Below are 23,868 nucleotides of genomic sequence, written 5' to 3'. Positions count from 1 at the left end.
TTACTTCTAAATTATTTGTTTTAAAGATCTCGACAGCGGCGCTATAGGCTTGTCGTTTAAGTGGATGCGTATCTTAATGATCGAAACCACTTTGTCAATCAGAAATTTATTTTATTTTCCTTTAAAATCAATAACTTACGACCACAAAGAAAAACCAAACTTCTAACCGCTCCTTTACTGCCTCAGCAGCAAGGAGCGCGTATATTAAGGATTTATTAAACCCCGTCAAGCTCTATTTGATGAAATACTTAATTATTTGCGCTTTTACCGACAGACTGGTGATTTAAGAGCGGCACCGCTCTATAAAGCCGCTCTGCCAATAACAGAAAGAGGACGCAACCATACAGCAAAACCTCACCAATGGCGCCTCGAGTTTGCATCCACAAATGAACCATAACCGCCAACGCAGCTACATAAATAAGTCGATGTAAGATAACCCAGCGTTTTTTCAATGCCCTCACCACCGCTTTTGGTGATGTCGCTGCCAACACTAGCAAAACCAGCCAAGCAAACATGCCGACATAGATAAATGGCCGACTGACAAGATCCTGAATAAAGATCGGCCAGTCCAACTCGATCCAAGCAACAACATAAATAACGGCATGCAAACTGGCGTAATAAAACGAGAAGAGACCAAGCATACGCCGATAACGACTTAAAAATCTCAATTTAAGGCGACGAAGTGGCGAACATAAGAGCGTTATCAATAGAAAACGGAAGGCCCACTGACCTGACTCGGCCAGCAAAACCTCAACAGGATCAATCCCTAACTGCCTAGGATTTAAAAAATAAATCAATCCAAAATAGAGCGAGGGTAGCGCCGACAGCGAAAATACCAGCCACCAATAGATTTTTTTAGCACGCATAAAATAAACCCCACCTTACATATATTTGGAGAGATCCATATCACGATAAAGCTCTGCAACCTCTGAGTAGCCATTAAACAACTGCGTAGGAATTCGAGTCACGTCGCCGTTAGGGCCGATGCGGCGTTCGTTCGCCTGGCTCCAACGCGGGTGCGGCTGATTAGGATTCACAATGCTGTAAAAACCATACTCACTCGGATTTGATAAATTCCACGTCGTATGAGGCTCTGTCTCGGTGAATCGAATACGCACAATAGACTTAATGCTTTTAAAGCCGTACTTCCAAGGCACTAACAAACGGATTGGCGCGCCATTTTGAGCTGGGACAGGCTCGCCATACATACCAACCGCAAGAAAGGCCAACGGATGCATCGCTTCATCCATTCTTAAACCTTCGATATATGGCCAGTTTAAAGAAGAGAATATGCTTTTTTGGCCTCTGAATTCACTGGGCCGAACGATCGATTCAAACGCAACGTACTTAGCCTTACTGGTTGGCTGGAACGATTTCAAAACCGAACCCAATTCAAGGCCTGTCCAAGGAATAACCATAGACCAAGCTTCAACACACCTTAGTCGATAGATACGCTCTTCAAGTGCACGGCTCGACAACAAGTCTTCGAGGGAAATCTTGCCTGGCTTTAAGCACTCACCAGTCACCTCTATTTCCCATGGGTAAGGGTTAAACTCATGAGCATAACGAGAAGGGTCTTGCTTTGATGTGCCGAACTCATAGAAGTTATTGTATTGTCGGGCATCACTCGCATCGGTAATGCCGTCATCTGCTGTGACACTCCGATACACCGTCGACTTAACTTTATTTTGCAGCCAAGCTGGCGCAGGCTGACCTTTTTCTGCCGCCCAAGACATACCAGGCAAAGCAGATGCTGCCGCAACAGCACCAAACCCCTTCATAATTTGACGGCGATTTAAAAAAAGATCTTTCGGTGTAACGTTTTGTTCACTTTCTGAAAACTTTCTAGCCATACTTGATGCCTCCTAGCAATAACATCATGTTAGATCATTCTGGCATCTAAGACCTATTAGCTAGCTAGAAGTTTCTAGCTTCTTACGTTTAACGTATTTCCAAAGTTCTAATATTGGGCCATGCAGTGCATAAGTAATGGCAAAGCCAAAGAGAACACGCGCTGGGTCTAAAGCGACCAACGCAAAAACCATAACAATCGCTAACAATCCAAAAAATGGTACTCGACGCTGAGCGCTAATATCTTTAAAGGAAAAATACCGAACCGGGCTGACCATCATGACACCAATCAGCGGTGTAATAATTGCCATTAACCAAGAAATTTGACCGCCACTGACACCAAACTTTTCCATTGACCAAATCGTTGACCAAATAACCGCTGCCGCCGCTGGGCTTGCCAAGCCAATAAAGTATTTTTTATCGATCTTGCCGATCTGCACATTAAACCGAGCCAACCGTAATGCAGCTCCAGCCACATAAATAAAGGCAGCAACCCAACCGACCGTGTCCAAGTCTTGCAGCGCCCATTGAAATGCTAAAATCGCCGGAGCCAGACCAAACGCCATGACATCTGACATGCTGTCATACTGCGCGCCAAATTCAGACTGAGTATGAGTCATACGCGCCACTCGACCATCTGCGCCATCAAGTAGTTGGGCGATAAAAATCGCGATGCAGGCATAGATATAGTTGCCATTAATAGACGAAATAATGGCGTAAAAACCAGCAAACAAAGCGCTCGTTGTGAGTAAATTCGGAATCAGATAAACACCTTTGCGACCGAGGTTTTCCAAATTGTCGATATGATGCTCATCGTCTTTTTTGTTATCTATCACTTTCATCACTGAATCTCTTGCTGAATAAGCTGGGCTGTTTTCCAAAAGGCATTAACTAAAGGGTCTTGCAAGCGGCGGTTCAAGACACACAGGCCAACATCGAATGGCTCAAGCGGCTTTTCAACCTCGATGGTGCGAATTTTAGCTTTCAGCGGGCTATTCTGTATCACCAATTCCGGCACAACACCGACACCAAAACCGAGCCCAACCATCGAAACGATTGCTTCGTGACCTGCAACTTGCGCATAAATACTTGGCTTAATACTTTGACTTCTAAACCACTGATCAAGGCGTTTTCTTGCCAAACCAAACTCAGCCATGACAAAAGGCACCTGCCCCCAAGGAATCGGTGTTTGTGCCAACAATGCATCGATAGGACTCTCAACATTAGGCACAATAAACTGCAACGGCGTGTGCACAATAGACTTAAACAACAAAGGGTTGGGTAACTGATCGGGCAACGGAGCAACTGCAATATCCGCTTCGTCATCCATAACCTTCTGGATTGCCTGAGCTGCATCACCGGTTTCTAGTACCACTTCGATATTAGGGTACTCGCTACGGAACAGGGTTAATAAGTCAGATAAAAAGGAGTAAGTCGCCGTTACTGAACAATACAGGCGGATCTGGCCAGTTAGCTCAACGGGATTGTTTTTTAATCGATGCTTTAAGTCTTGCCAATGAGCCAAGGTCGCTTCAGCAAACTCACGAAACTGCGCCCCCGCCTGTGTTAACACAACGGTTCGGTTATCTCGCTCAAACAGTGTTGCGCCAAGCTCATCTTCTAAACGAGCAATGCTGCGACTCAAAGTCGATGGGCTAACATGCATAGCTTCGGATGTTTTACCGTAGTGCAATGTTTGCGACAGGTGAATAAATTGACGTAGTGCGCGTAAATCCATAATTACCCCTCCAGACGAGGGAATATTATGGCATGGTTCCTTCTTTATTGCAGCTTATGCAATATTATTAAGGCAAAAATCCTAGCCACTCAATAAAGCTACTGATCTCCATCAAACGCCGATTACCTTCTTCAATAATAGGCAATAACGAAGCAAACATAGCCGCGCCCAGCGATGCAACCGCCAAAATAAATTGTTTGGTAGACATTTAAATCACTCCTCTAAGTTTGCAAATCCAACCGGACCGCGCCGTCACAACCTTCGGTTTTATAGGGCGTTGTAATTCTTTTACCTTTACATCGACTTTATCCATTACGACGCTCAGGTTGCATTAGTTCACAAATGATTTTGTGGTAAAGTGTCGCTCCTTTAGCAATCCCACATTATGCAACACTCGATTGCCAACAATTCATTTTAAGCAACAAGCGTCATTCGCTAGACTGCACCCAATTGTGGCAAACGCCACTTGCAAATTTATTTGAGGTTAAACATGAGCAACTATTTCAACACCCTAAATTTACGTGAGCAATTAGCTCAACTTGGACAATGCCGCTTTATGAGCCGCGAAGAATTTGCTGATGAATGCGAAGCATTGAAAGGCAAAAAAGTCGTTATTGTAGGTTGTGGTGCTCAAGGCTTAAATCAAGGTCTAAACATGCGCGATTCAGGCTTAGACGTATCTTATGCTCTACGCCAAGCAGCGATTGACGAAAAACGCCAATCGTTCAAAAACGCTTCAGAAAACGGCTTTAACGTTGGTTCATACGAAGACCTGATCCCAACTGCCGACCTTGTGGTTAACCTTACTCCCGATAAGCAACACACCGATGTAGTCAGCACCGTTATGCCGCTAATGAAGCAAGGCTCAACGCTAGGCTACTCGCATGGTTTCAACATTGTTGAAGAAGGCCTAAAAGTACGTGAAGACATCACCGTTGTGATGGTTGCACCTAAATGCCCAGGTACTGAAGTTCGTGAAGAATACAAACGCGGTTTCGGTGTACCAACATTGATTGCGGTTCACCCAGAAAACGACCCTAAAGGCGAAGGCTTAGCGATTGCCAAAGCTTGGGCGGCAGCGACGGGTGGTCACCGCGCCGGTGTTCTACAAAGCTCATTTGTTGCAGAAGTTAAGTCTGACCTAATGGGTGAACAGACTATTTTATGTGGCATGCTGCAAGCCGGTTCTATTCTTTGTTTCGACAAGATGGTGGCCGAGGGTATCGATAAAGATTACGCAGCTAAGCTTGTGCAATACGGTTGGGAAACCATTACCGAAGCGCTCAAATTTGGTGGCATCACTAACATGATGGATCGCTTAGATAACCCAGCTAAAGTTCGTGCTTTCGAACTTTCAGAAGAGTTAAAAGAGCTTATGCGCCCACTATTCCGCAAGCACCAAGACGACATTATTAGCGGTCACTTCTCTGCAACAATGATGGCTGACTGGGCTGCTGACGATAAAGACTTACTTGGCTGGCGTGAAGAAACTGGCGAAACGGCTTTCGAAAAAGCTGCCGCAGTTGAAAACGACTTAGACGAGCAAGAATACTTCGACAAGGGTATTTTAATGGTTGCCATGGTGAAATCTGGCGTTGAGCTAGCGTTTGAAACTATGGTTGAAAGCGGCATCATCGAAGAAAGTGCATACTATGAATCACTGCACGAGTTACCACTGATTGCCAACACCATTGCTCGTAAAAAACTTTATGAAATGAACGTTGTTATTAGTGACACAGCAGAATACGGTAACTACCTATTCGCAAATGCTGCGGTACCACTATTGGCTGAGCACATCATGCCAAACGTTAGTACTGACGTAATCGGCAAAGGCCTGAGCAACAGCTCAAACTCTGTTGATAACGTTGAGCTAGTTGCGGTAAACGACGCTATTCGTAATCACCCGATTGAATACATCGGTGAAGAATTGCGCGGCTACATGACAGACATGAAGCGTATTGTTGAAGCCTAATTTAACAATGAGCTGATACAAAAATGCCCGCTATCTAGCGGGCATTTTTTTGCTCTAATTTTAACGCTGGATAGGTTTAGTTTGGTTACAAACTTAAAACTTTATCGCCACGCGCAACACCAGAAACACCTGTTCGAGCAACTTCCAAAATGGTTGTGCCGCTCAATGCTTCAATAAAGGCGTCCAGTTTACTTTCGTCACCCGTAATCATGATGGTATAGGTTAATGTAGAGACATCGATGATCTGAGCGCGGAAAATATCGGCACTGCGTTTCACTTCTTCACGCTGTGCTCCAGTGGCCCTGACTTTAACCAACATCAAACCACGCTCAACATGGCTGCCGTCTGAAAGGTCCACTACCTTAACCACCTCAACCAGCTTATTCAGCTGTTTGGTGATCTGCTCGATAATCTGATCATCGCCTTTCGTCACCAACGTTAAACGTGATAACGATTCGTCTTCCGTTGGCGCGACATTAAGTGAGTCGATGTTATAGCCACGCTGCGCAAACAAACCGACCAATCGAGCCAAGGCACCTGATTCGTTTTCCATTAAAACCGATAATATATGTCTCATCAGGTACGCTCCGTTTTACTTAAGAACATGTCACACATTGAACCATTAGGAATTTGCATAGGATAAACATGCTCTTCCGGATCAATTCTAACATCGATGAACACAACTCGGTCGCGAATCGCCATCGCCTCTTTTAGCTTTTCTTCCAGCTCTTCGGCTTTTTCAACCACAATACCGACATGGCCATAGCTTTCAGCTAATTTGGCAAAATCCGGTAACGAATCCAAATAGGAATTTGAATAGCGAGATTCATAATTCATGTCTTGCCACTGGCGAACCATTCCTAAATAGCCGTTATTCAAGCATAGAATTTTCACTGGCAAACCGTATTGTTTACAGGTCGAAAGCTCTTGGATATTCATCTGAATAGAGCCTTCACCGGTAACACAAAACACATGATCGTCAGGGAAGTTCAACTGCACACCCATTGCCGCAGGGAATCCGAAGCCCATGGTTCCTAAACCGCCGGAGTTAATCCAACGATTCGGCTTATTGAATTTATAATATTGAGCAGCAAACATCTGATGTTGGCCAACGTCTGAACAAACGAAAGCTTCACCTTTGGTCACTTTGCTCAGTGTTTCAATAACAAACTGTGGCTTCATTTTATCGGAGTCGTCGGTGCGGTATCGACCACCATGATGCTCACGCCATTGATTAATTTGCGCCCACCACTGATCTAACGCTTCATCGTCCATGGTCTGCTTTGATTGCTCAATTTGCTCTAACATTTCAGTCAAAACTGAACGAACAGGCCCTACAATCGGCAAATCGGCAGGCACGGTTTTAGAAATCGATGTTGGATCAATATCAATGTGAATCAATGTTGCATCTGGGCAGAACTTACTAACATTGTTGGTACAGCGATCATCCAAACGCGCACCAACACAAAGAATGACATCACTGTTGTGCATCACCATATTGGCTTCGTAACTGCCATGCATACCAAGCATGCCGATAAATTGCTCGTCATCGCCAGGAAAGCCACCTAATCCCATTAACGTATTGGTAACTGGAACATTTAATTCTTTCGCCAGCCTGGTTAATAAGTCTGAAGCCTTGCCTAAAATGACACCGCCACCGGCATAAATAACCGGCTTTTTCGCCTGCATTAAAATGTTAATCGCTTTGCGAATCTGGCCACTGTGCCCTTTCTTAACCGGATTATAAGAACGAATTTTAACTCGCTCTGGATACACGTAAGGGAACTTGCCATTCGGCATGGTCATATCTTTCGGAATATCGATGACCACAGGCCCAGGACGGCCACTCTCGGCAATATAAAATGCCTTCTTAATCATCGTTGGAATATCTTCCGGGGTTTTCACCTGCATATTGTGTTTAACAATAGGTCTAGAAAGACCAATCATATCGGTTTCTTGGAAGGCGTCGCCGCCAATCAAATGACTCATCACCTGACCGGTGATAACAACCATAGGAATGGAATCCATATAGGCAGTCGCAATACCGGTAATCGCATTGGTTGCGCCTGGACCTGAGGTTACCAAGACCACGCCCGCCTTGCCTGAAGCACGCGCATAGGCATCGGCCATATGGGTTGCCGCCTGTTCATGGCGAACGAGAATATGTTTAATTTTGGATTGTTGATGCAAAGCATCATAGATATGCAGTACCGAACCGCCAGGATAGCCGTAGACGTATTCCACACCTTCATCATGTAGAGCACGACACAACATTTCGCCACCAGACAGCATTTCTGGTTGTTGCGCAGATTTAGACATTTTTTATTAACCTTTGCTTGAGTTCAGGAACGCGTTCGCTTTAGTAAGCTTATCTTCAGCCTGTGTTCGGCTACGTAACCCGGTAAGACTACGCATCAACACAACCGACCGTTCAGGGAGGTTATCCACTGACTCCGACGTCGATATTGCCGCCTGGAACTACTTTGTTGCATGGACTGGTCGAGGGTGACCAGAGTTCACCCTCATTTTAGCAACTGACTAATTAATGTCCAGAATTGTTTAGTGCCCAGAATTATTTAATAGCTAGAATAGATTCTGGATTTAAATAACCATTCTGATTAGGTTTACTGCTGATGGCTGTTCGCTTTATGACTGGTTAATTTTTCGAAAGCCGACTTCACCATCTTCTAAGAAGGCCTCGATAGTGTCACCACTGTCAAAGTCTGCTCGCAATAACGCCTCCGCTAACGGGTTTTCCAATTTACGTTGGATGGCACGTTTTAATGGCCGAGCACCATAGACTGGATCAAACCCAGCTTCGCAAATTAATGACATCACCTCAGGCGTCAACCGGATATCCATACTCATTTCATCAAGGCGATCATGCAGTTGCGCCAATTGAATCTCGGCAATGCCTTGAATATGTTCTGACGCCAATGGATGGAACACCACCACTTCATCGAGTCGGTTAATAAATTCTGGCCGGAAGAAGGTGCTCACTTCGTCCATAACGCCAGCTTTCATTTCTTCATAATCGGAGTTGTCTGCCAGTAATTGAATTTGCGCTGAGCCTAAGTTCGATGTCATCACGATCACGGTATTGCGAAAATCAACGGTGCGACCTTGACCATCAGTTAAGCGACCATCTTCTAAAACTTGCAGCAAAATATTAAACACATCGGCGTGTGCCTTTTCGACTTCATCAAGCAAAACCACGGAGTAAGGCTTGCGACGAACGGTCTCGGTCAAATAGCCGCCCTCTTCATAGCCAACATAGCCTGGAGGAGCACCAATAAGTCGGGCGACCGAATGCTTCTCCATAAATTCTGACATGTCGACTCGTACTAAAGATTCGGTGGTATCAAACAAGAAGTGCGCTAATGTTTTACACAGCTCGGTTTTACCGACACCGGTTGGCCCTAAAAATAAGAACGAACCATTCGGCCGTTTCGGATCAGAAAGCCCTGAACGTGATCGACGAATCGCATTTGCGACTGCGGTTACGGCTTCATCTTGGCCAATCAATCGGCCGTGCAATACTTCCTCCATGCGCAGTAATTTACTGCGCTCGCCTTCAAGCATTTTATCAATTGGAATGCCTGTCCAGCGAGAAATAACTTTAGCGATGGACTCTTTGGTGACTTTATTTTGCAGCAGCTTCATGTCCATCATTTCAGCCTGACTGGCCATGTCTAAGCGCTTTTCTAATTCTGGAATTTCACCATATTGCAGCTCGGACATTCGCGCCAAGTCACTATTACGTCGCGCCATTTCTAATTCAACACGAGCCTGCTCAAGCTGCTCTTTAATATGTTGAGAACCCTGCACCGCAGCTTTTTCTGTAATCCAAATTTCTTCTAAGTCTGCGTATTCGTTTTCTGTATCTTCAATTTGTTTTTCTAGCTTAGAGAGCGTTTGCGTCGTCGATTCACTGGTGTCTTTTTTGATCGCTTCGGCTTCAATTTTTAATTGAATCAGCTTGCGCTCTAAGATATCCATTGACTCTGGTTTGGAGTCAATTTCCATGCGAATGTGGCTGGCGGCTTCATCGATTAAGTCGATGGCTTTATCCGGTAATTTTCGATCCGATATATAGCGCTGCGAAAACTTAACCGCAGAGATCAATGCGCCATCGGTAATGGTGACGCCATGGTGAACCTCATAGCGCTCTTTTAGTCCGCGTAAAATCGCAATGCTATCTTCTTCACTCGGTTCGGATACCTGTACTTTTTGGAAGCGACGCTCCAGTGCGCCATCTTTTTCAATGTACTGACGGTACTCATCGAGCGTTGTTGCACCGACGCAATGAAGTTCACCACGCGAAAGCGCAGGCTTTAACATATTGCCAGCATCCATTGCGCCATCACTTTTGCCAGCGCCGACCATGGTGTGCAACTCATCAATAAATAAAATGATTTGCCCTTCTTGCTTGCCAAGTTCATTAAGTACCGCTTTTAGGCGTTCTTCGAATTCGCCTCGGTATTTGGCACCAGCAACCAATGCGCCTAAATCCAATGACAGCACTCGTTTATTTTTTAAACTTTCAGGAACTTCACCATTTAAAATTCGCTGGGCAAGACCTTCGACAATCGCAGTTTTACCAACACCGGGCTCACCAATAAGCACTGGATTGTTTTTACGACGTCGTTGTAGCACCTGAATGGTTCGGCGAATTTCATCGTCTCGGCCAATAACAGGATCGAGTCGACCCTCTTCTGCACGAGCAGTTAAGTCAACTGTGTAGCGGTCCAGTGCTTGGCGTGCGTCTTCAGCTTCGGCACTGGTAACTGATTCGCCATTTCTGAGTTTATCGATGGCGGCGGTAAGGTTGTCTTCGGTCAAGCCCGCCTCAGCCAAAACTTTAGCAATCGCTGAGCGATCCTTCAGCATGGCTAAAATAACCAGTTCGGTAGAAATATATTGGTCGTTGCGTTGCTGAGAATATTTATCTGCGCGATTCAGCACACGACCTAAATCGTTAGACATATGCACATCATCATCGCCACCACTAACTTTGGGCAATGATTGCAACAGTTGGTCGGCAGCTGAACGCAATACCGATAATTGGCCATTGGCATTCTTAACAAGCGCAGCCAACGAGGTTTTTTTCTGATTCAACATCGCCAATAACAGATGCACTGGCTCTATGAAACTGTTGTCGTTACCTAGAGCAACCGATTGCGCATCAGACAGAGCGAGCTGAAGACTACTGGTAAGTCGATCTATACGCATCTACAAAGGTCCTTATGATTAATCTTTGAGATAAAAAATGGGGTTGGTGCGTGACTGAATCAAGCTTAAATATCCGCGTTAGATCAAAATAAACTGCGTTAGGTCGAACTCGTTGAATTAAACTCAGCCAGCCGACTCGTCAACTCGCCAAATTAAATTTGCCATACGACCGGTCACACCATCGCGGCGGTAAGAGTAAAAACGTGTCGCGTCATCAAAAGAGCATAGTTCAGATAGATAGACAGAGCTGGCTCCCAAGCGCAACAACTGATCTTTAGCCAAGCCAGGTAAATCCGCTAGATACTTGCCTACTTGCGACTGAGCACGAAAAAAATTCCGATATTCAGGCCAGCTGGAGAAAGCGTCGATCACATCCTCGCCTACTTGGAAATTAGCTTGAGAAATGGCAGGACCAATACCACAACTGACCTTTTCAGGCTGATCAAACACCGCCATCGTTTCGGCCAAAATACCATCGGCCAAACCACGCCAACCGGCATGCGCAACGGCGACTTTGTTGCCGTCGTGCTGCCAAAAGAACACTGGCAGACAATCAGCAGTCATCACACAGCAAGCATGCTTAGTATCGGTGCTGTAACTTGCATCCTGAGACTTGCTTGAATCTGCCTGACTGGCTTCAGTGACGACTGTGCTGTGTGTCTGGTTCAACCAAGCAATGCTTGGCCGACCAAGCAATTGCTCAGCTAAATGCTGACGATTTAACGCAACATGTTCTGGCTTATCCGCGACATGGCGGCCAAGATTCAAGCCATGAAAAGGCCCTTCGCTAACACCACCGATACGATCAGACCAGCCTGCTCGAACATTATCAGGCAATGGCCAATTGGCGTATTCAAAACTCAAAAATCATCTCCAGATCCGTATAGCTCTAGCTCGGCATACATCACATCGAGCAGCTGTTGCAGATCGTCAGGTAGATCAGCCTCCCAGTTCATCAGCTCATCGCTGGCTGGATGTACCAACTCCAAATAACCCGCATGCAAGGCTTGGCGTTTGAAATCTTTTAGCGCTTTAAGAACCTCAGCCGTGACGCCTTTAGGTAATCGAGAGCGGCCAGCATAAAGTGGGTCGCCAACTAGTGGATAACCGATATGCGATAGGTGAACTCGAATTTGGTGGGTGCGACCGGTTTCTAATTTACAACGCACTAAAGTGTGGTTACGAAAACGCTGCTCTACTCGGTAGTGGGTCACCGAGTCTCGCCCCATACCTTCTGGAGCAACCGCCATCTTAGTACGATGTTTCGGATGACGATCAATAGGCGCATCAACAACACCACCACCAGTCATGGTGCCCATACAAATAGCTGTATACTCACGCCCCATGCTGCGATCTTGCAGCTGAGCCGATAATTTAGTTTGTGCTTGTAGATTGCGGGCCACCACCATTAAGCCCGTGGTGTCTTTATCTAAACGATGCACAATGCCCGCTCTAGGTACAGACGCTAACTCAGGGTAACGATGCAATAGACCATTCAAAACGGTGCCAGAGGGGGTGCCCGCACCAGGATGCACCACCAGCCCAGCGGGTTTATTCAAGACGATAATGTCATCGTCTTGATAAACCACGTCTAGCTCAATGGGTTCAGCTTGCCAACGCTCTTCTTGTTCCAGAACCGCATCCAGAAGTAGGGTTTCACCGCCAACTAATTTGTCTTTTGTTTTCTTGGTCTGACCATCAACCGTCAGTCGGCCTTCTTTAATCCAAGTCTGGATACGCGAACGGGAAAAATCGGCAAATAACTCTGCAGCTATTTGGTCGAAGCGTTTATTACCCATCTCAAAAGGCACTATTTTCGTTTCCTTGATGGAATCTGATGTATCTGTCATTGGTGGTTATACAATCCTATGGTTACAATAGCCGCTATCTTACTGATTTAATGAGATTTCGCATGCCATCTAAGCTGTTTGCTTCACATTCATCTATTTTTTTCATAACGTTAGCGCTGTTTTTGACTAGTTGCGCTAGCCTTAATAATCAGCAAAACACTGAACAGTCCTATTATCAAGCGGCACAAGCTTACTTGGATAAATCCAACTACTCATTAGCGATTGAGCAAATAAATCAGCTACAACAGAACTTCCCCTTCGGCGATTATGCAAAAGCTGCCAGCTTGGACCTTATTTATGCCTATTACCAAACTGGAGACTTTGACAGTGCACTGGTCGAAGCGGATCGCTTTATCCGATTAAACCCTGAACGCACTGAAGTCGAATACGCTGATTTTGTTCGCTCTATGTGCTTTTTTGAACTGTACATGGAAAACCGTGGATTGTTTAAATTATCTGACCCATCCATTCGTTCCGGTGCCGAAGCCACTAATGCCTTCTCAGCCTTAAGCAGCTTTTTACGCGCTTATCCTAGCAGTGACTACCGCACTGACTTACTCTCCGCCATGGTCGTGTTAAAAGATTCCATCGCACGACACGAGCTAATGATTGCAGAATTTTATATCCGCAAAGGCGCTTGGATTGCCGCTGCCGAACGAGCGCGTACCGTTATTGATCACTATCCAGGCGTTAGTACGACTGCCGATGCGTTAGTAATTTTAATCGAAGCTTATGACCAACTAGAGCAACCCGAAGACAAAGCGATTGCATTAACGCAATTAACCACGCACTACCCAACTCACCGCAGCCTGAGCAGTGGCGACTACGTAGCGCCAAAATGGCAAGAAGATCGTTGGTGGGTGAAGTTACTGACATTGGGTATCGCCAGCTAAACAGTAGGCAAAATAAAAGCGTCTAAACGACGCTTTATTTTTATTAAACCGATTAAACTAGCAGTTGCATGTCATCGCGGTTTTTACCAAATCCGTAAGTTCTTCAGCGCGGCTTGCGCAATAGTGAGCACCTGCTTCTTTAAGTCGCTCCTCATTGCTATAACCCCACAGCACCCCGATAGTGGTTAAGCCATTATGACAACCCGCTTCAATATCGTAGTGGGTATCGCCAATCATAATCGAATGACCCGGCTCAATGCCTTCTTCCGCAATAATTTTTGCCAACAGCTGTTTTTTATCGCTCAGGGTTCCATCCTTCATAGAACCATAAAGTTCAGTGAAGTAGCCTGTTAAACCTGCGGCCTCAATAATCTCTATCGCTAATCCTTGATACTTTGCCGTAGCAAGGAACTGGCGAACTCCGGTTTCTTTAAAATGCTTCAATACCTGTTCGACACCGTCAAATACGGGGCTATCTGACATTTGCTCAGCATAGATCGTTCGATAATATTCAGTGGCACTGGCGATGCGCTGTTGATCGTCTGTGTTCAATAATACCGCCATGGTGTGAGTCAAACCTGGGCCGACAAACTGACGCAATTCTTCGACCGGCCAAGGTTTCATGCCAAAATGTTCAATCGTACGATTCATACAGTGGGTAATGACAGGCATTGAATCAACAAGCGTGCCGTCTAAATCCCATAAAACATTGATCATGCAGTTACACTCCTGGCTTCCAGCCTTGGGTTATCGGATAACGTCGATCTCGGCCAAAGCCGCGTTTACTGATGCGCACGCCCTCTGGGGCTTGGCGGCGTTTATATTCGTTAATATCGATTAGGCGAATAACTCTTCGCGCATCCTCTTCATTAAAGCCCGCGGCCAAAATTGTATCGAGGCTTTCGTCACACTCAACATAGCGTTCTATCAATTCATCTAAGATATCGTAAGGCGGTAAGCTGTCTTCATCCAGCTGATCCGGCGCAAGCTCGGCTGAAGGTGGGCGAGTAATCACTCGCTCTGGAATCACCAAGCCCTGCTCGTTGCGCCAGCGCGATAATTTATACACCCACGTTTTTGGCACATCTTTCAAGGCATTATAACCACCGCACATATCACCATAGAGAGTGGCATAACCTACCGCCATTTCACTCTTGTTACCGGTCGTCAGTACCATGTAACCGAGCTTATTGGACAGCGCCATCAAAAATAAACCTCGCATTCTCGATTGCATATTCTGTTCGGTGACATCTACGCCTTTGTCACCAAAGGCCGGTTTAAGCACGGCCTGAGCGGCCTCAAACGGTTCACCAATAGGTAAGAGTTCATAGCGAATACCGAGCAACGCGGCTTCGGCTTCGGCGTCTTCGATCGACATTTTTGCAGTGTAGTGATACGGCATCATAACGCCCATAACACGATCAGCACCAAGCGCATCGACAGCAATGGCAGCACTGAGTGCCGAATCAATACCGCCAGACATTCCAAGCACAACACCGGGAAAACCATTTCTATTGACGTAATCGGCCAAGCCCATTTTCAAGGCTTCATACAGCGCCGACTCAACGGAGAGCTCTTTGGCGTGCGCCTCTTCTTGCACACGCCACTGACCATCCAACTGCTCCAGAGTCACGGTTTGCAATGACTCTTCGAACAGAGGCATCGATACCGCAACTTGCGCATCAGGATTAACCACAAAAGAGCCGCCGTCGAATACCAGCTCATCTTGGCCGCCAACATGGTTGACATAAAGCATGGTCATCGGCCATTGACTGACAATATGTTTGACTTGCTGATAACGCTCACGGCTACGATCAATAGAATAAGGGCTGCCATTGATGTTTAGATTAATCTGAGCACCTGCTTCATAGGCACGTCGAGCTGGGCCGTCATACCAGATATCTTCACAAATACTGAGTGCTATTTGAGCGCCTTTAAATTCAAACACGCAGGTATCGGCACCTTTCTGGAAATAGCGTTTTTCATCGAATACCTGATAATTTGGCAGATGCTGTTTGCGGTAATCGGCAATGACTTGGCCGTGATCCACAACCATTGCCTTGTTATAGAGTTTGCCGTCCTCGCGCTGTGGATAACCAAATAGAATCGCAATCGGTAACTTAGCATCAAATATTTGCTTTAGCGCGTCACTGATGCGTTTACCTAGACTCGGACGCAGCAATAAATCTTCGGGTGGGTAACCGGTCAATGTTAATTCAGGGAAAACAACGATATCTGCTTTTTGCTCGATAGCCTGCTGTGAAAATTGCAGTATTTTTTCTACATTGCCGTCGATATCGCCGACTGGGAATCGATGCTGTACTAACGTGACACGAATACTCATAAATTACCTTTCCATACACAATACGGCTATTGTGAGGCCGTTCAGTCATCATAACAAGTTTTCTATAGCCGCTATGACAATCATCTACGGCAAAACGCCAACCTGCTGTAGCAACCAGTAGAATGTCCTACTGATAGGATGTTCTTCTGATACTTTTTTGAACCTCTAGAAACCAGCACCCCATCAAACCTATTATAGTGGGGTTTCTTGAACGCAAGGATGCGTATGAATAAACAACTGGGATTTAGCCTTTTAGAGCTATTAATTGCCATTTCAATATTGATGCTGGCTCTGAGCGCCGCACTGCCATCACTCAGTGATTTTAAACACCGAATTGAATCCGACTTAGAGCGAGCACATTGGCTACAGCTATTAAATTACGCCCGAGCCATTGCACTCAACAACCAACAGCGACTGATTTTATGCCCCATGGAAAACAATGTTTGCAGCAGTGATACCGCGCAACCATGGGTGCTTTTTACCGACCCAGATAAATCGAAGTCGTTAGATGTCGATGCTGGCGAAACTCGCCTTAGGCAATATCAACCCTCCGCGCAAACTCGTTTTGGTTATTACTCAGCGGGCGTTCCCTATTTTCGATTTGGTAATGACAGTAGCGATATTTATCAGGGCATGCCGGAAGGTTTCACCATCTGCCCGTTCGGAACACTTGATCAAACCGCTTGGCATTTAACGGTTAGCATTACCGGACGGATCACGCTGTACAATGAAAGAGACGCTGAAGGTCGACCACTTCGTAATAAAAGCGGTCAATGGGTGCTGACTCATTGCGATACTTAGAATGCTTATATTTAAGGCGCTGCTATTTAGGGCTCAGATGTTTTACCAAAATATAATCACCAACAATCATAGTTATCGTTCGAGCTTGTCACTCCGAGATTGCTATAACTCAAAGTGCCGCATTCGTCACTTTCCATAACAGACCCAACCACGGGAATCGCACTGAGCAGATAGCTGGTTTGCGTTACCTCCGTGATCTCTAATTGATAAGCAGGCTCAATAGCACCGAACGGCACCTGCTGATAGAAATACTGTGGCGCACCAACATCTCCGACAGCATCGCTGCCACACAAACTAGACGGATCAGAACCAGCGTCGCAATAGCTGCTATTTTCAGTAAAGTGCCGCTCCATCTGCTGCGCGAAACTGATCAATGCACTCTTTGCTTCCAATCGATGACTCTTTGCAATGTAACTTTGATAACTTGGTATCGCTGCTGCAACCAGCAGACCAACAATCGCGACCACGATCACCAATTCAATAAGTGAGAAGCCGTGCTGCGGTTTGCTCTCCAGTGTTTTCGTTTTTGGTGCTTTTATTTGTAGTGCTTTTATTTGTAGTGCTTTTGCTTGTAACGCTTTCATCGATAGCCTCCTTGCTATGACCGAATCATTTTTATGGATCAGTATTTTTTACTATAACTGCCGCCACAACCAACGACCTAGACTGGGCGAAGAAACACCAGCAATGGGTAATTTATTGGTCGCAAATAAACTCTGCACCATGAGGCTATTTTGGTCTACGGCTGAAACACGAACGCTAATTCGATAAACGACAATGAAACCAGAAACGTCATTGATAACGCCGTATTCTTCAATGATGTAATAGACCGTCAGTACATCGTTGCGATCAATTACTTCGTCGTCATACAGAGTGCCGTGACTTTGCCATACATTTTCGTCAAGCCACCAGCGATGTTCGCCCGCGTTCAAACTGTATAGTCGATAGGCTTTATTTTGCAGCTGATAAAAAGCGCCATCGACGCCCTGACTGCCAGTTTCAATACTGTAATCAGGCCAATCAGAAACAACCTGTTCGGCAAAACTCAATGCACTTTCTGCAACCTGTAGCGTTCGATGCTTATCGATTAGATAAGAAGTTAACCGCTCCTCAAGAGCGGCAGCCTGTATGAGCTTAATTGCCGACAACGCTAATACCAGCAATACCAATAGTGTGAACACCAAGACTGCGCCGCCTTGATAACGGGGCAAGCTTTTTAATGGCCGACGGCAATTCAAAATTTGCCTCGATGAGTGAGTGCAACTGTGGTTTGAAATACCGCGCGATAACGAGTATCGGACGCAACGTAACGCTGCCCCAGCAAATATAAGGTTTGCGTTTGCTGAGTCAGTTTTTGCGGCGCACCCTCTTCAATGGTTGCAGACACGACAACTAAGCCAATGCGTACAGCAATAATATTTGCCGCCTGATCGGCCTGTTGAATGGTGTCGATGTCGGAAAAATACTCGACAACAAAATCTGAGTCGCTGTCCACGCCGTATTCAAATTGCAAAGCCTCAACACCATTAACAAGAGCCCAAGAAGCTCCGCCATTAATTTCAACAGTCAGGTTTTCATTGTTGATAAAAAAACTTAAATGTTGCAGTTCAGTGAGCATCAGTGGCGTACTTTGTTCAAGGCTTGCCTCTGCTCGAGCAGCTCGTTCCAAGGTGATGTAATTTGCTGAAACCTGCGAAATAAAAGTTAAATCAGAAAACAGGCAATTGCCCAATGCAACGGCATCACCATCGCTGAACTCGCCATCACCAGTAAAGAAAATGGTTTCGCCTGATACAGAATGTACGATGGCATCATTGGTTGTCGCGACTAGTAAAGACAACCGATCCGATGTTAACGAGACGTCACCATCAGAGCTGCTCTGCCACTGATTGGCCAATGCCGTAGGCACTTGTGTTTGTATCGCTTGAACATCAACATAATCATCGTTAAGCCAAGCAATTGTATTTTCAGTCGCATTAAGCGACGAAACACAACTGTATTGACCAGCACGCTGAATGGCATGACTTAGAAACTCAATTGCAAACCGGCCTGACTCCTGAACTCGAACCATCGCTTGCGATATTTGCACCGACTGTCGATTGGCGAGTAACAACTGCACCACGGCTGCAATAACTAACAGCGAGAGCGCAAAAGCCACCAGCATTTCAACCAAACTAAAACCACGCACCGACTTTTTTGCCGTTAGGTTCTTTTGAGTCATTGACTGCTTTTTAGATATATCAGTCTTTGTCATAAAACAAAGTAAACCGATAGAGTCTGCCGAGCAACGGAATCACTATTGTCATTGGAGGTTTCAGTAGAAATAAGCTCGGCTTGATTTAACCAACTCAGCTTCAACAAATAATGACCTGCAGTTAAAGGTTGCAGCTGAACCTGAGGCTCTGGCAAATTTCGTTGCACGGATGACAGCCACTGATCTATTTGACTGTCTAGCATGGCCTGAGCCGAACAACTTTGCGCATCAGAACTGCACTGTTCAGAAATAACAGAGTCACTGTGCCAGTAGGAATCGACATTCAAACCTTGCAATGCATCCTGCTGAATCAAGTCACGATTGAGCCGAGAAATTTCAATAAACTGCGCAGTAAGCTGAGCGGCAACAGTACGCTGCATAGCATTGTGAATAGTCACCAATGCAAAACTTTGACTGGCTGCCAGACTCAATAAACCGACAGCAAAAATAATAATGGCGACTAGCACCTCAATGAGAGTAAAACCTAACGAGCTGTTGATTAGCTGAGCCGGTAAGGCCCGCTTTTGGGAAGGTATCTGCATCATTACATCCTTGTAAGAATACTGATTTTTCTGTATTTGATTGATTGTTTGGTTAAGCCAAAACTACCATCTATTAATTGCTGACTTGCGACTCATCAACAAGCCACATTACGCTTCGACCTTTAGTCGATCTGTTTAATACGCAATTCTTTCGGAATAGAAAAAGTGATATTTTCTATTACGCCGTCGAGCTCAATTAACTGGTTTGCACCCATGTTTCTGAGCCCATCGACAACCTGCTGTACTAAAATATCTGGCGCTGACGCTCCTGCTGTCACACCAATTTCTTTGACGCCATCAAACCATTGCGGCTGTAATTGATCGACATGATCAACCAAGTAAGCAGCACAACCCATTCGCTCTGCCAACTCACGTAAACGATTGCTGTTAGATGAATTTGGCGAGCCGACAACAATCACTATATCGCACTGCTGCGATAAGGTTTTTACTGCGTCTTGGCGGTTCTGAGTGGCGTAACAAATATCATCTTTACGCGGCCCTTGAATGTTTGGAAATTTGGCTCGTAAAGCATCGATAATGCTGGCGGTATCATCCATCGATAGCGTCGTTTGAGTAACGTAAGCCAATCGATTTTCATCTTTAGGTTGCAATGCTGCAACATCCGCTAGGGTTTCGACTAGATAGATATCGCCGCCATTGGTTTTATCGTACTGACCCATGGTGCCTTCAACTTCAGGGTGGCCACGGTGACCAATCAGCACACATTCATCGCCATCGTTAGAATAACGCGTCACTTCCAAATGTACTTTGGTGACCAAAGGGCAGGTCGCATCGTAAACGCGTAAACCACGACGATCCGCCTCTGCTCGCACCGCTTGCGAAACTCCATGAGCCGAAAAAATAACCCACTGGTTATCAGGCACTTCATCTAGTTCATCGACAAAAATAGCACCGCGACTTTTTAAGTCTTCAACCACAAATTTATTGTGTACCACCTCATGACGCACATACAGCGGAGCACCGTGAACCTCTAACGCTCGATTCACAATATCAATCGCGCGATCAACACCGGCACAAAAGCCACGCGGATTGGCAAGTTTAATGTCCATCAGTAGCCGCCTCGACTGCGATAATTTCTACTTCAAAGTCGAGTGATTTACCCGCCAATGGGTGGTTAAAATCGACAGTCACCAGTTCGTCTCCGATTTCAGTAATGACGCCTGGCAACTCTGTACCCGCTGCATCTTCAAACGACACCATCATACCAACTTCAATGCTGCCGATTTGCGCCAACTGTTCAGTTTTAAACTGTTGAAGATTGCCAGGATTTACTTGGCCAAACGCATCTTCCGGTGCAACCTTTACTGTCCGGCTATCGCCTTCAGCAAGCCCCATCAGGTGTTTTTCGAACCCTTCGGGCAAGTTGCCATCACCAATACACAGGGTTGCCGGTTGAGTATCAAACGTCGAATCAACCGTATCACCGTTTTCTAAACGTAACGCAAAATTCAGCGTTACTTTTGAGTTTTCATGAATTTGCATATGAACTCTCTTCGTTAATCATTGCAGCGGCTAGGGCGCAGCATCGTAGCGCGCCCATCGACCACCTTAAGCAAACTGACGAGTTTCACCATCACCTGCGACGTTATCGACACAACGACCGCACAACTCTTCATGCTCTTTGTGGCTGCCGACGTCTTCACGTTGGTGCCAGCAACGAGCACACTTCGCATGGCTAGATTTTTTAACCAGCACGCTCAAACCCGATAGTTCGGTAGCAACAGCATCCGCTGGTGCAGCGCTGATATCGGCCAATTCTGCGGCGCTGGTGATGGTCACAAAACGCAGTTCATCACCTAGTTTTTCTAACGATGCTTTTAACTCTGCTGAGCAATAGAGGGTGACTTCGGCAGATAAAGCGCCGCCAATGTGACCGTCGTTACGAGCCTGTTCTAGTACCTTATTAACGCCATCTTTGGCTTGCTGCACCAACTGCCAATAATCTGCATTCATCGCTTCGCTTTCGGTAAAGCGTTGCAAACCCTGATACCAGGTTTCAGTGAAAACAGTTTCTTGCGCTTGGCCAGGAACATGCTGCCAAAGTTCGTCGGCGGTAAAACTTAAAACCGGAGCGATCCAGCGAACCATTGCTTGCAGCACATGATAAAGCGCTGTTTGTGCTGAGCGGCGCGCTAGTGAATCTTCTTGTGTGGTGTACTGACGATCTTTAATGATGTCTAGATAGAAACCGCCCATATCCAATGCACAGAAGTGGTGAATCTTTTGTACCGCTTGCACAAAGTGGTAGTTATCGAACAGGTCGGCAATTTCTTGTTGTACGACTGCCGTACGGTCAACCGCCCAACGGTCTAACGCTAGCATGTCCTCGTGCTTGACCATGTTGTTCGCAGGATCAAAACCATTCAGGTTAGACACCATGAAACGTGCCGTGTTACGGATTCGACGGTAAGAATCAGCTGTGCGTTTTAGAATGTCTTCCGAGAACGCCATGTCACCAGAATAGTCGGTGCTGGCAACCCACAAACGCAAAATATCTGCGCCGTATTTTTTAAAGACTTCTTGCGGTTCCATGCCGTTACCTAACGACTTGGACATCTTGTAGCCTTTTTCGTCAACCACAAAACCATGCGTTAGCACCTGTTTATAGGGTGCGCTGCCGTTCATTGCCACTGCAGTTTTTAGTGACGACTGGAACCAACCGCGGTGCTGGTCTGAACCTTCCAGATACATATCCGCAGGATACTGACCGAGCTCTTCACGCTTACGCAGGACCGAGGAATGGGTAACGCCAGAGTCGAACCAAACGTCGAGCGTGTCGTTGGTTTTTTCATAATCATCGGCGTCATCAATCACGCTGGCAAGATCGAAATCATACCAAGCGTCCATTCCGACCTTTTCAACTTCCAAGGCAACCGCTTCAATGATTTTGCCTAGCTCGGGATGCAGCTCACCGGTTTCTTTGTGAACCACAAAGGTAATTGGCGTACCCCAAGTGCGCTGGCGAGAAATACACCAGTCTGGTGATTGACCAACCATGGCCTCAATACGGCTTTGCCCCCAACCTGGCACCCAACGCACACCCTTAATGGCTTGCATTGCTTGGTCTTTAAGGCCGTTTTCTTCCATGCTGATAAACCACTGCGGTGTGGCGCGGTAAATCAACGGGGTTTTGGTACGCCAGCAATGCGCATACGAATGCGTCAACTTACCTTCGCTAAGCAGGTTGCCCTGCTCTTTAACAACCTCAATAACTTTTGGGTCGACTTTATAAACATGCTCACCGGCAAACAATTCGACGTTGTCTCGGAACACGCCTTTATCGTTCATTGGGTTCAGTGTTTCAATGCCATATTGGTTACTGACCACAAAGTCTTCCATACCGTGATCCGGCGCGGTATGCACGCAGCCTGTACCGGCATCTAGCGTCACATGCTCGCCCAACAATACTGGGATTTCACGCTCATAGAATGGGTGTTTAAATTTCAGCTGTTCAAGTTTTTCGCCGCTGACTCGAGCTAGGGTCTCACCTAATTCAAGGCCAGAACGCTCAGCAAAACTTGCCGCTAATTCTTCAGCGATGATGATGCGTTTTTTAGTACCCTGATGTTCAACCTGTTTTAATACGTATTCGATTTCAGGCCCAACGCTGATCGCTTGCGACGACGGCAAGGTCCAAGGCGTTGTGGTCCAGATCACTGCATAAACAGTGCCTTCGCCAGCATCGCTGCCTAGCGCAGAAAGCACCGCAGCCTGATCAATCGCTGGGTAAGCAACATCGATGCTAAACGAGGTTTTATCTTGGTATTCAACTTCCGCTTCGGCCAATGCCGAACCACCAACCACACTCCAGTAAACCGGCTTAAAGCCTCGCGTTAGGTGGCCTGACTTAGCAATATCGCCCAGCGCTCGGATAATGTCGGCTTCGGTTTGGAAGTCCATGGTCAAATAAGGGTGATCCCAATCGCCAAAAACGCCCATGCGTTTAAATTCTTCACGCTGACCATCGATTTGCTTGTAGGCATATTTACGACATTCGGCGCGAAATTCTTTAAAGTCGACCTTTTCACCTGCTCGGCCGATTAACGACTCAACCTTGTGCTCAATAGGCAAACCGTGACAATCCCAACCCGGTACATAAGGCGCATCATAACCATTGAAGCTTTTCGACTTCATGATAATGTCTTTTAATATTTTGTTAACCGCGTGACCTAAATGCAGCGAGCCGTTCGCATACGGCGGACCATCGTGCAAAATAAACTTTTCTCGGCCCTGACTGGCTTGGCGGATTTTTTTATAAATGCCACTCTTCTGCCATTGCTCCAGCATTTTAGGTTCACGTTTTGCCAAGTCTCCACGCATAGGGAACTCTGTCTGTGGCAAGTTCAGAGTCGATTTGTAGTCAGTCATTT

The 23,868-nt window shown here is 46.1% G+C and carries 22 protein-coding genes; 3 read left to right on the top strand and 19 right to left on the bottom strand.

The genetic code is table 11. The features are described 5' to 3' along the window. Window positions 1–248 precede the first annotated feature (248 nt). The 5 genes from FME95_RS13520 to FME95_RS13660 form a co-directional block, all read right to left on the bottom strand. The gene (locus FME95_RS13520; RefSeq protein ID WP_147715025.1) at window positions 249–866 is read right to left on the bottom strand and encodes a protein-methionine-sulfoxide reductase heme-binding subunit MsrQ; all 618 of its coding nucleotides are present in this window, start codon (window positions 864–866) and stop codon (window positions 249–251) included. A gap of 15 nt (window positions 867–881) precedes the next feature. Then, a complete protein-coding gene (gene msrP / locus FME95_RS13515; RefSeq protein WP_147715024.1) occupies window positions 882–1,853 on the bottom strand; it encodes a protein-methionine-sulfoxide reductase catalytic subunit MsrP in 972 nt (323 codons plus the stop codon). A gap of 60 nt (window positions 1,854–1,913) precedes the next feature. After that, window positions 1,914–2,693 carry a CDP-diacylglycerol--serine O-phosphatidyltransferase gene (pssA, locus tag FME95_RS13510; protein WP_147715039.1) on the bottom strand — a complete coding sequence of 260 codons (780 nt, stop codon included), beginning with the start codon at window positions 2,691–2,693 and terminating at the stop codon, window positions 1,914–1,916. Beyond that, window positions 2,693–3,589, bottom strand: a complete 897-nt coding sequence (ilvY, locus tag FME95_RS13505) for an HTH-type transcriptional activator IlvY (RefSeq protein WP_147715023.1) — start codon at window positions 3,587–3,589, stop codon at window positions 2,693–2,695. Before ilvY ends, pssA begins: the two co-directional genes overlap by 1 nt. A gap of 67 nt (window positions 3,590–3,656) precedes the next feature. Beyond that, window positions 3,657–3,797, bottom strand: a complete 141-nt coding sequence (locus FME95_RS13660; RefSeq protein WP_187265542.1) for a hypothetical protein — start codon at window positions 3,795–3,797, stop codon at window positions 3,657–3,659. A 282-nt stretch (window positions 3,798–4,079) separates the two neighbouring features. On the opposite strand from FME95_RS13660, the gene ilvC reads away from it, so the two are divergent. Beyond that, on the top strand, window positions 4,080–5,561 hold the full coding sequence (ilvC, locus tag FME95_RS13500; protein ID WP_147715022.1) for a ketol-acid reductoisomerase: 1,482 nt from the start codon (window positions 4,080–4,082) through the stop codon (window positions 5,559–5,561). A gap of 85 nt (window positions 5,562–5,646) precedes the next feature. Here ilvC and ilvN read toward each other — a convergent pair whose 3' ends face one another. The 5 genes from ilvN to rluD all read right to left on the bottom strand — a co-directional run bounded on the left by ilvN (window position 5,647) and on the right by rluD (window position 12,643). After that, entirely contained in the window at window positions 5,647–6,138 is a 492-nt protein-coding gene (ilvN, locus tag FME95_RS13495; protein ID WP_147715021.1) for an acetolactate synthase small subunit, read from the bottom strand. After that, the gene (locus FME95_RS13490; RefSeq protein ID WP_147715020.1) at window positions 6,138–7,880 is read right to left on the bottom strand and encodes an acetolactate synthase 3 large subunit; all 1,743 of its coding nucleotides are present in this window, start codon (window positions 7,878–7,880) and stop codon (window positions 6,138–6,140) included. Before FME95_RS13490 ends, ilvN begins: the two co-directional genes overlap by 1 nt. Before the next feature lie 327 nt (window positions 7,881–8,207). Continuing rightward, window positions 8,208–10,793 carry an ATP-dependent chaperone ClpB gene (gene clpB, locus FME95_RS13485; protein ID WP_147715019.1) on the bottom strand — a complete coding sequence of 862 codons (2,586 nt, stop codon included), beginning with the start codon at window positions 10,791–10,793 and terminating at the stop codon, window positions 8,208–8,210. A gap of 123 nt (window positions 10,794–10,916) precedes the next feature. Beyond that, on the bottom strand, window positions 10,917–11,657 hold the full coding sequence (pgeF, locus tag FME95_RS13480) for a peptidoglycan editing factor PgeF (protein ID WP_147715018.1): 741 nt from the start codon (window positions 11,655–11,657) through the stop codon (window positions 10,917–10,919). Continuing rightward, entirely contained in the window at window positions 11,654–12,643 is a 990-nt protein-coding gene (gene rluD, locus FME95_RS13475; RefSeq protein ID WP_147715017.1) for a 23S rRNA pseudouridine(1911/1915/1917) synthase RluD, read from the bottom strand. The genes pgeF and rluD overlap by 4 nt, the downstream gene beginning before the upstream one ends. Here rluD and FME95_RS13470 point away from each other — a divergent pair. Beyond that, complete coding sequence (locus tag FME95_RS13470) at window positions 12,631–13,536, top strand: outer membrane protein assembly factor BamD (RefSeq protein ID WP_147715016.1); 906 nt, start codon at window positions 12,631–12,633, stop codon at window positions 13,534–13,536. The genes rluD and FME95_RS13470 overlap by 13 nt on opposite strands. A 57-nt stretch (window positions 13,537–13,593) precedes the next feature. On the opposite strand, the gene FME95_RS13465 is transcribed toward FME95_RS13470, so the two are convergent. Beyond that, window positions 13,594–14,253 carry an HAD family hydrolase gene (locus FME95_RS13465; protein WP_147715015.1) on the bottom strand — a complete coding sequence of 220 codons (660 nt, stop codon included), beginning with the start codon at window positions 14,251–14,253 and terminating at the stop codon, window positions 13,594–13,596. A gap of 4 nt (window positions 14,254–14,257) precedes the next feature. Further along, window positions 14,258–15,880 (bottom strand): NAD+ synthase, encoded by a 1,623-nt coding sequence (locus FME95_RS13460; protein WP_147715014.1) that lies wholly within the window; start codon window positions 15,878–15,880, stop codon window positions 14,258–14,260. 225 nt (window positions 15,881–16,105) lie between these two features. Here FME95_RS13460 and FME95_RS13455 point away from each other — a divergent pair, with 225 nt between their 5' ends. After that, window positions 16,106–16,681 carry a GspH/FimT family pseudopilin gene (locus FME95_RS13455; protein ID WP_187265540.1) on the top strand — a complete coding sequence of 192 codons (576 nt, stop codon included), beginning with the start codon at window positions 16,106–16,108 and terminating at the stop codon, window positions 16,679–16,681. A gap of 56 nt (window positions 16,682–16,737) precedes the next feature. Here the strand turns inward: FME95_RS13455 and FME95_RS13800 are convergent, their stop codons facing one another. From FME95_RS13800 to ileS, 7 genes are all read right to left on the bottom strand, one after another. Then, window positions 16,738–17,265 carry a type IV pilin protein gene (locus tag FME95_RS13800; protein ID WP_147715012.1) on the bottom strand — a complete coding sequence of 176 codons (528 nt, stop codon included), beginning with the start codon at window positions 17,263–17,265 and terminating at the stop codon, window positions 16,738–16,740. A 51-nt stretch (window positions 17,266–17,316) separates the two neighbouring features. Next, window positions 17,317–17,865 (bottom strand): pilus assembly PilX family protein, encoded by a 549-nt coding sequence (locus tag FME95_RS13445; protein ID WP_281289433.1) that lies wholly within the window; start codon window positions 17,863–17,865, stop codon window positions 17,317–17,319. 50 nt (window positions 17,866–17,915) lie between these two features. Further along, a complete protein-coding gene (locus tag FME95_RS13440) occupies window positions 17,916–18,902 on the bottom strand; it encodes a PilW family protein (protein ID WP_187265538.1) in 987 nt (328 codons plus the stop codon). Window positions 18,903–18,931: 29 nt separating this feature from the next. After that, on the bottom strand, window positions 18,932–19,477 hold the full coding sequence (pilV, locus tag FME95_RS13435; RefSeq protein ID WP_187265537.1) for a type IV pilus modification protein PilV: 546 nt from the start codon (window positions 19,475–19,477) through the stop codon (window positions 18,932–18,934). A gap of 122 nt (window positions 19,478–19,599) precedes the next feature. After that, a complete protein-coding gene (gene ispH, locus FME95_RS13430; RefSeq protein ID WP_147715008.1) occupies window positions 19,600–20,547 on the bottom strand; it encodes a 4-hydroxy-3-methylbut-2-enyl diphosphate reductase in 948 nt (315 codons plus the stop codon). Further along, entirely contained in the window at window positions 20,537–20,980 is a 444-nt protein-coding gene (gene fkpB, locus FME95_RS13425) for an FKBP-type peptidyl-prolyl cis-trans isomerase (protein WP_147715007.1), read from the bottom strand. The genes ispH and fkpB overlap by 11 nt, the downstream gene beginning before the upstream one ends. 66 nt (window positions 20,981–21,046) lie before the next feature. Next, window positions 21,047–23,866, bottom strand: a complete 2,820-nt coding sequence (gene ileS, locus FME95_RS13420; protein WP_147715006.1) for an isoleucine--tRNA ligase — start codon at window positions 23,864–23,866, stop codon at window positions 21,047–21,049. Between the last annotated feature and the right edge of the window lie 2 nt (window positions 23,867–23,868).

The sequence above is a fragment of the Reinekea thalattae genome, assembly GCF_008041945.1.
Lineage (GTDB): Bacteria > Pseudomonadota > Gammaproteobacteria > Pseudomonadales > Natronospirillaceae > Reinekea > Reinekea thalattae.
This window is presented reverse-complemented; position numbering and strand designations above follow the sequence as displayed.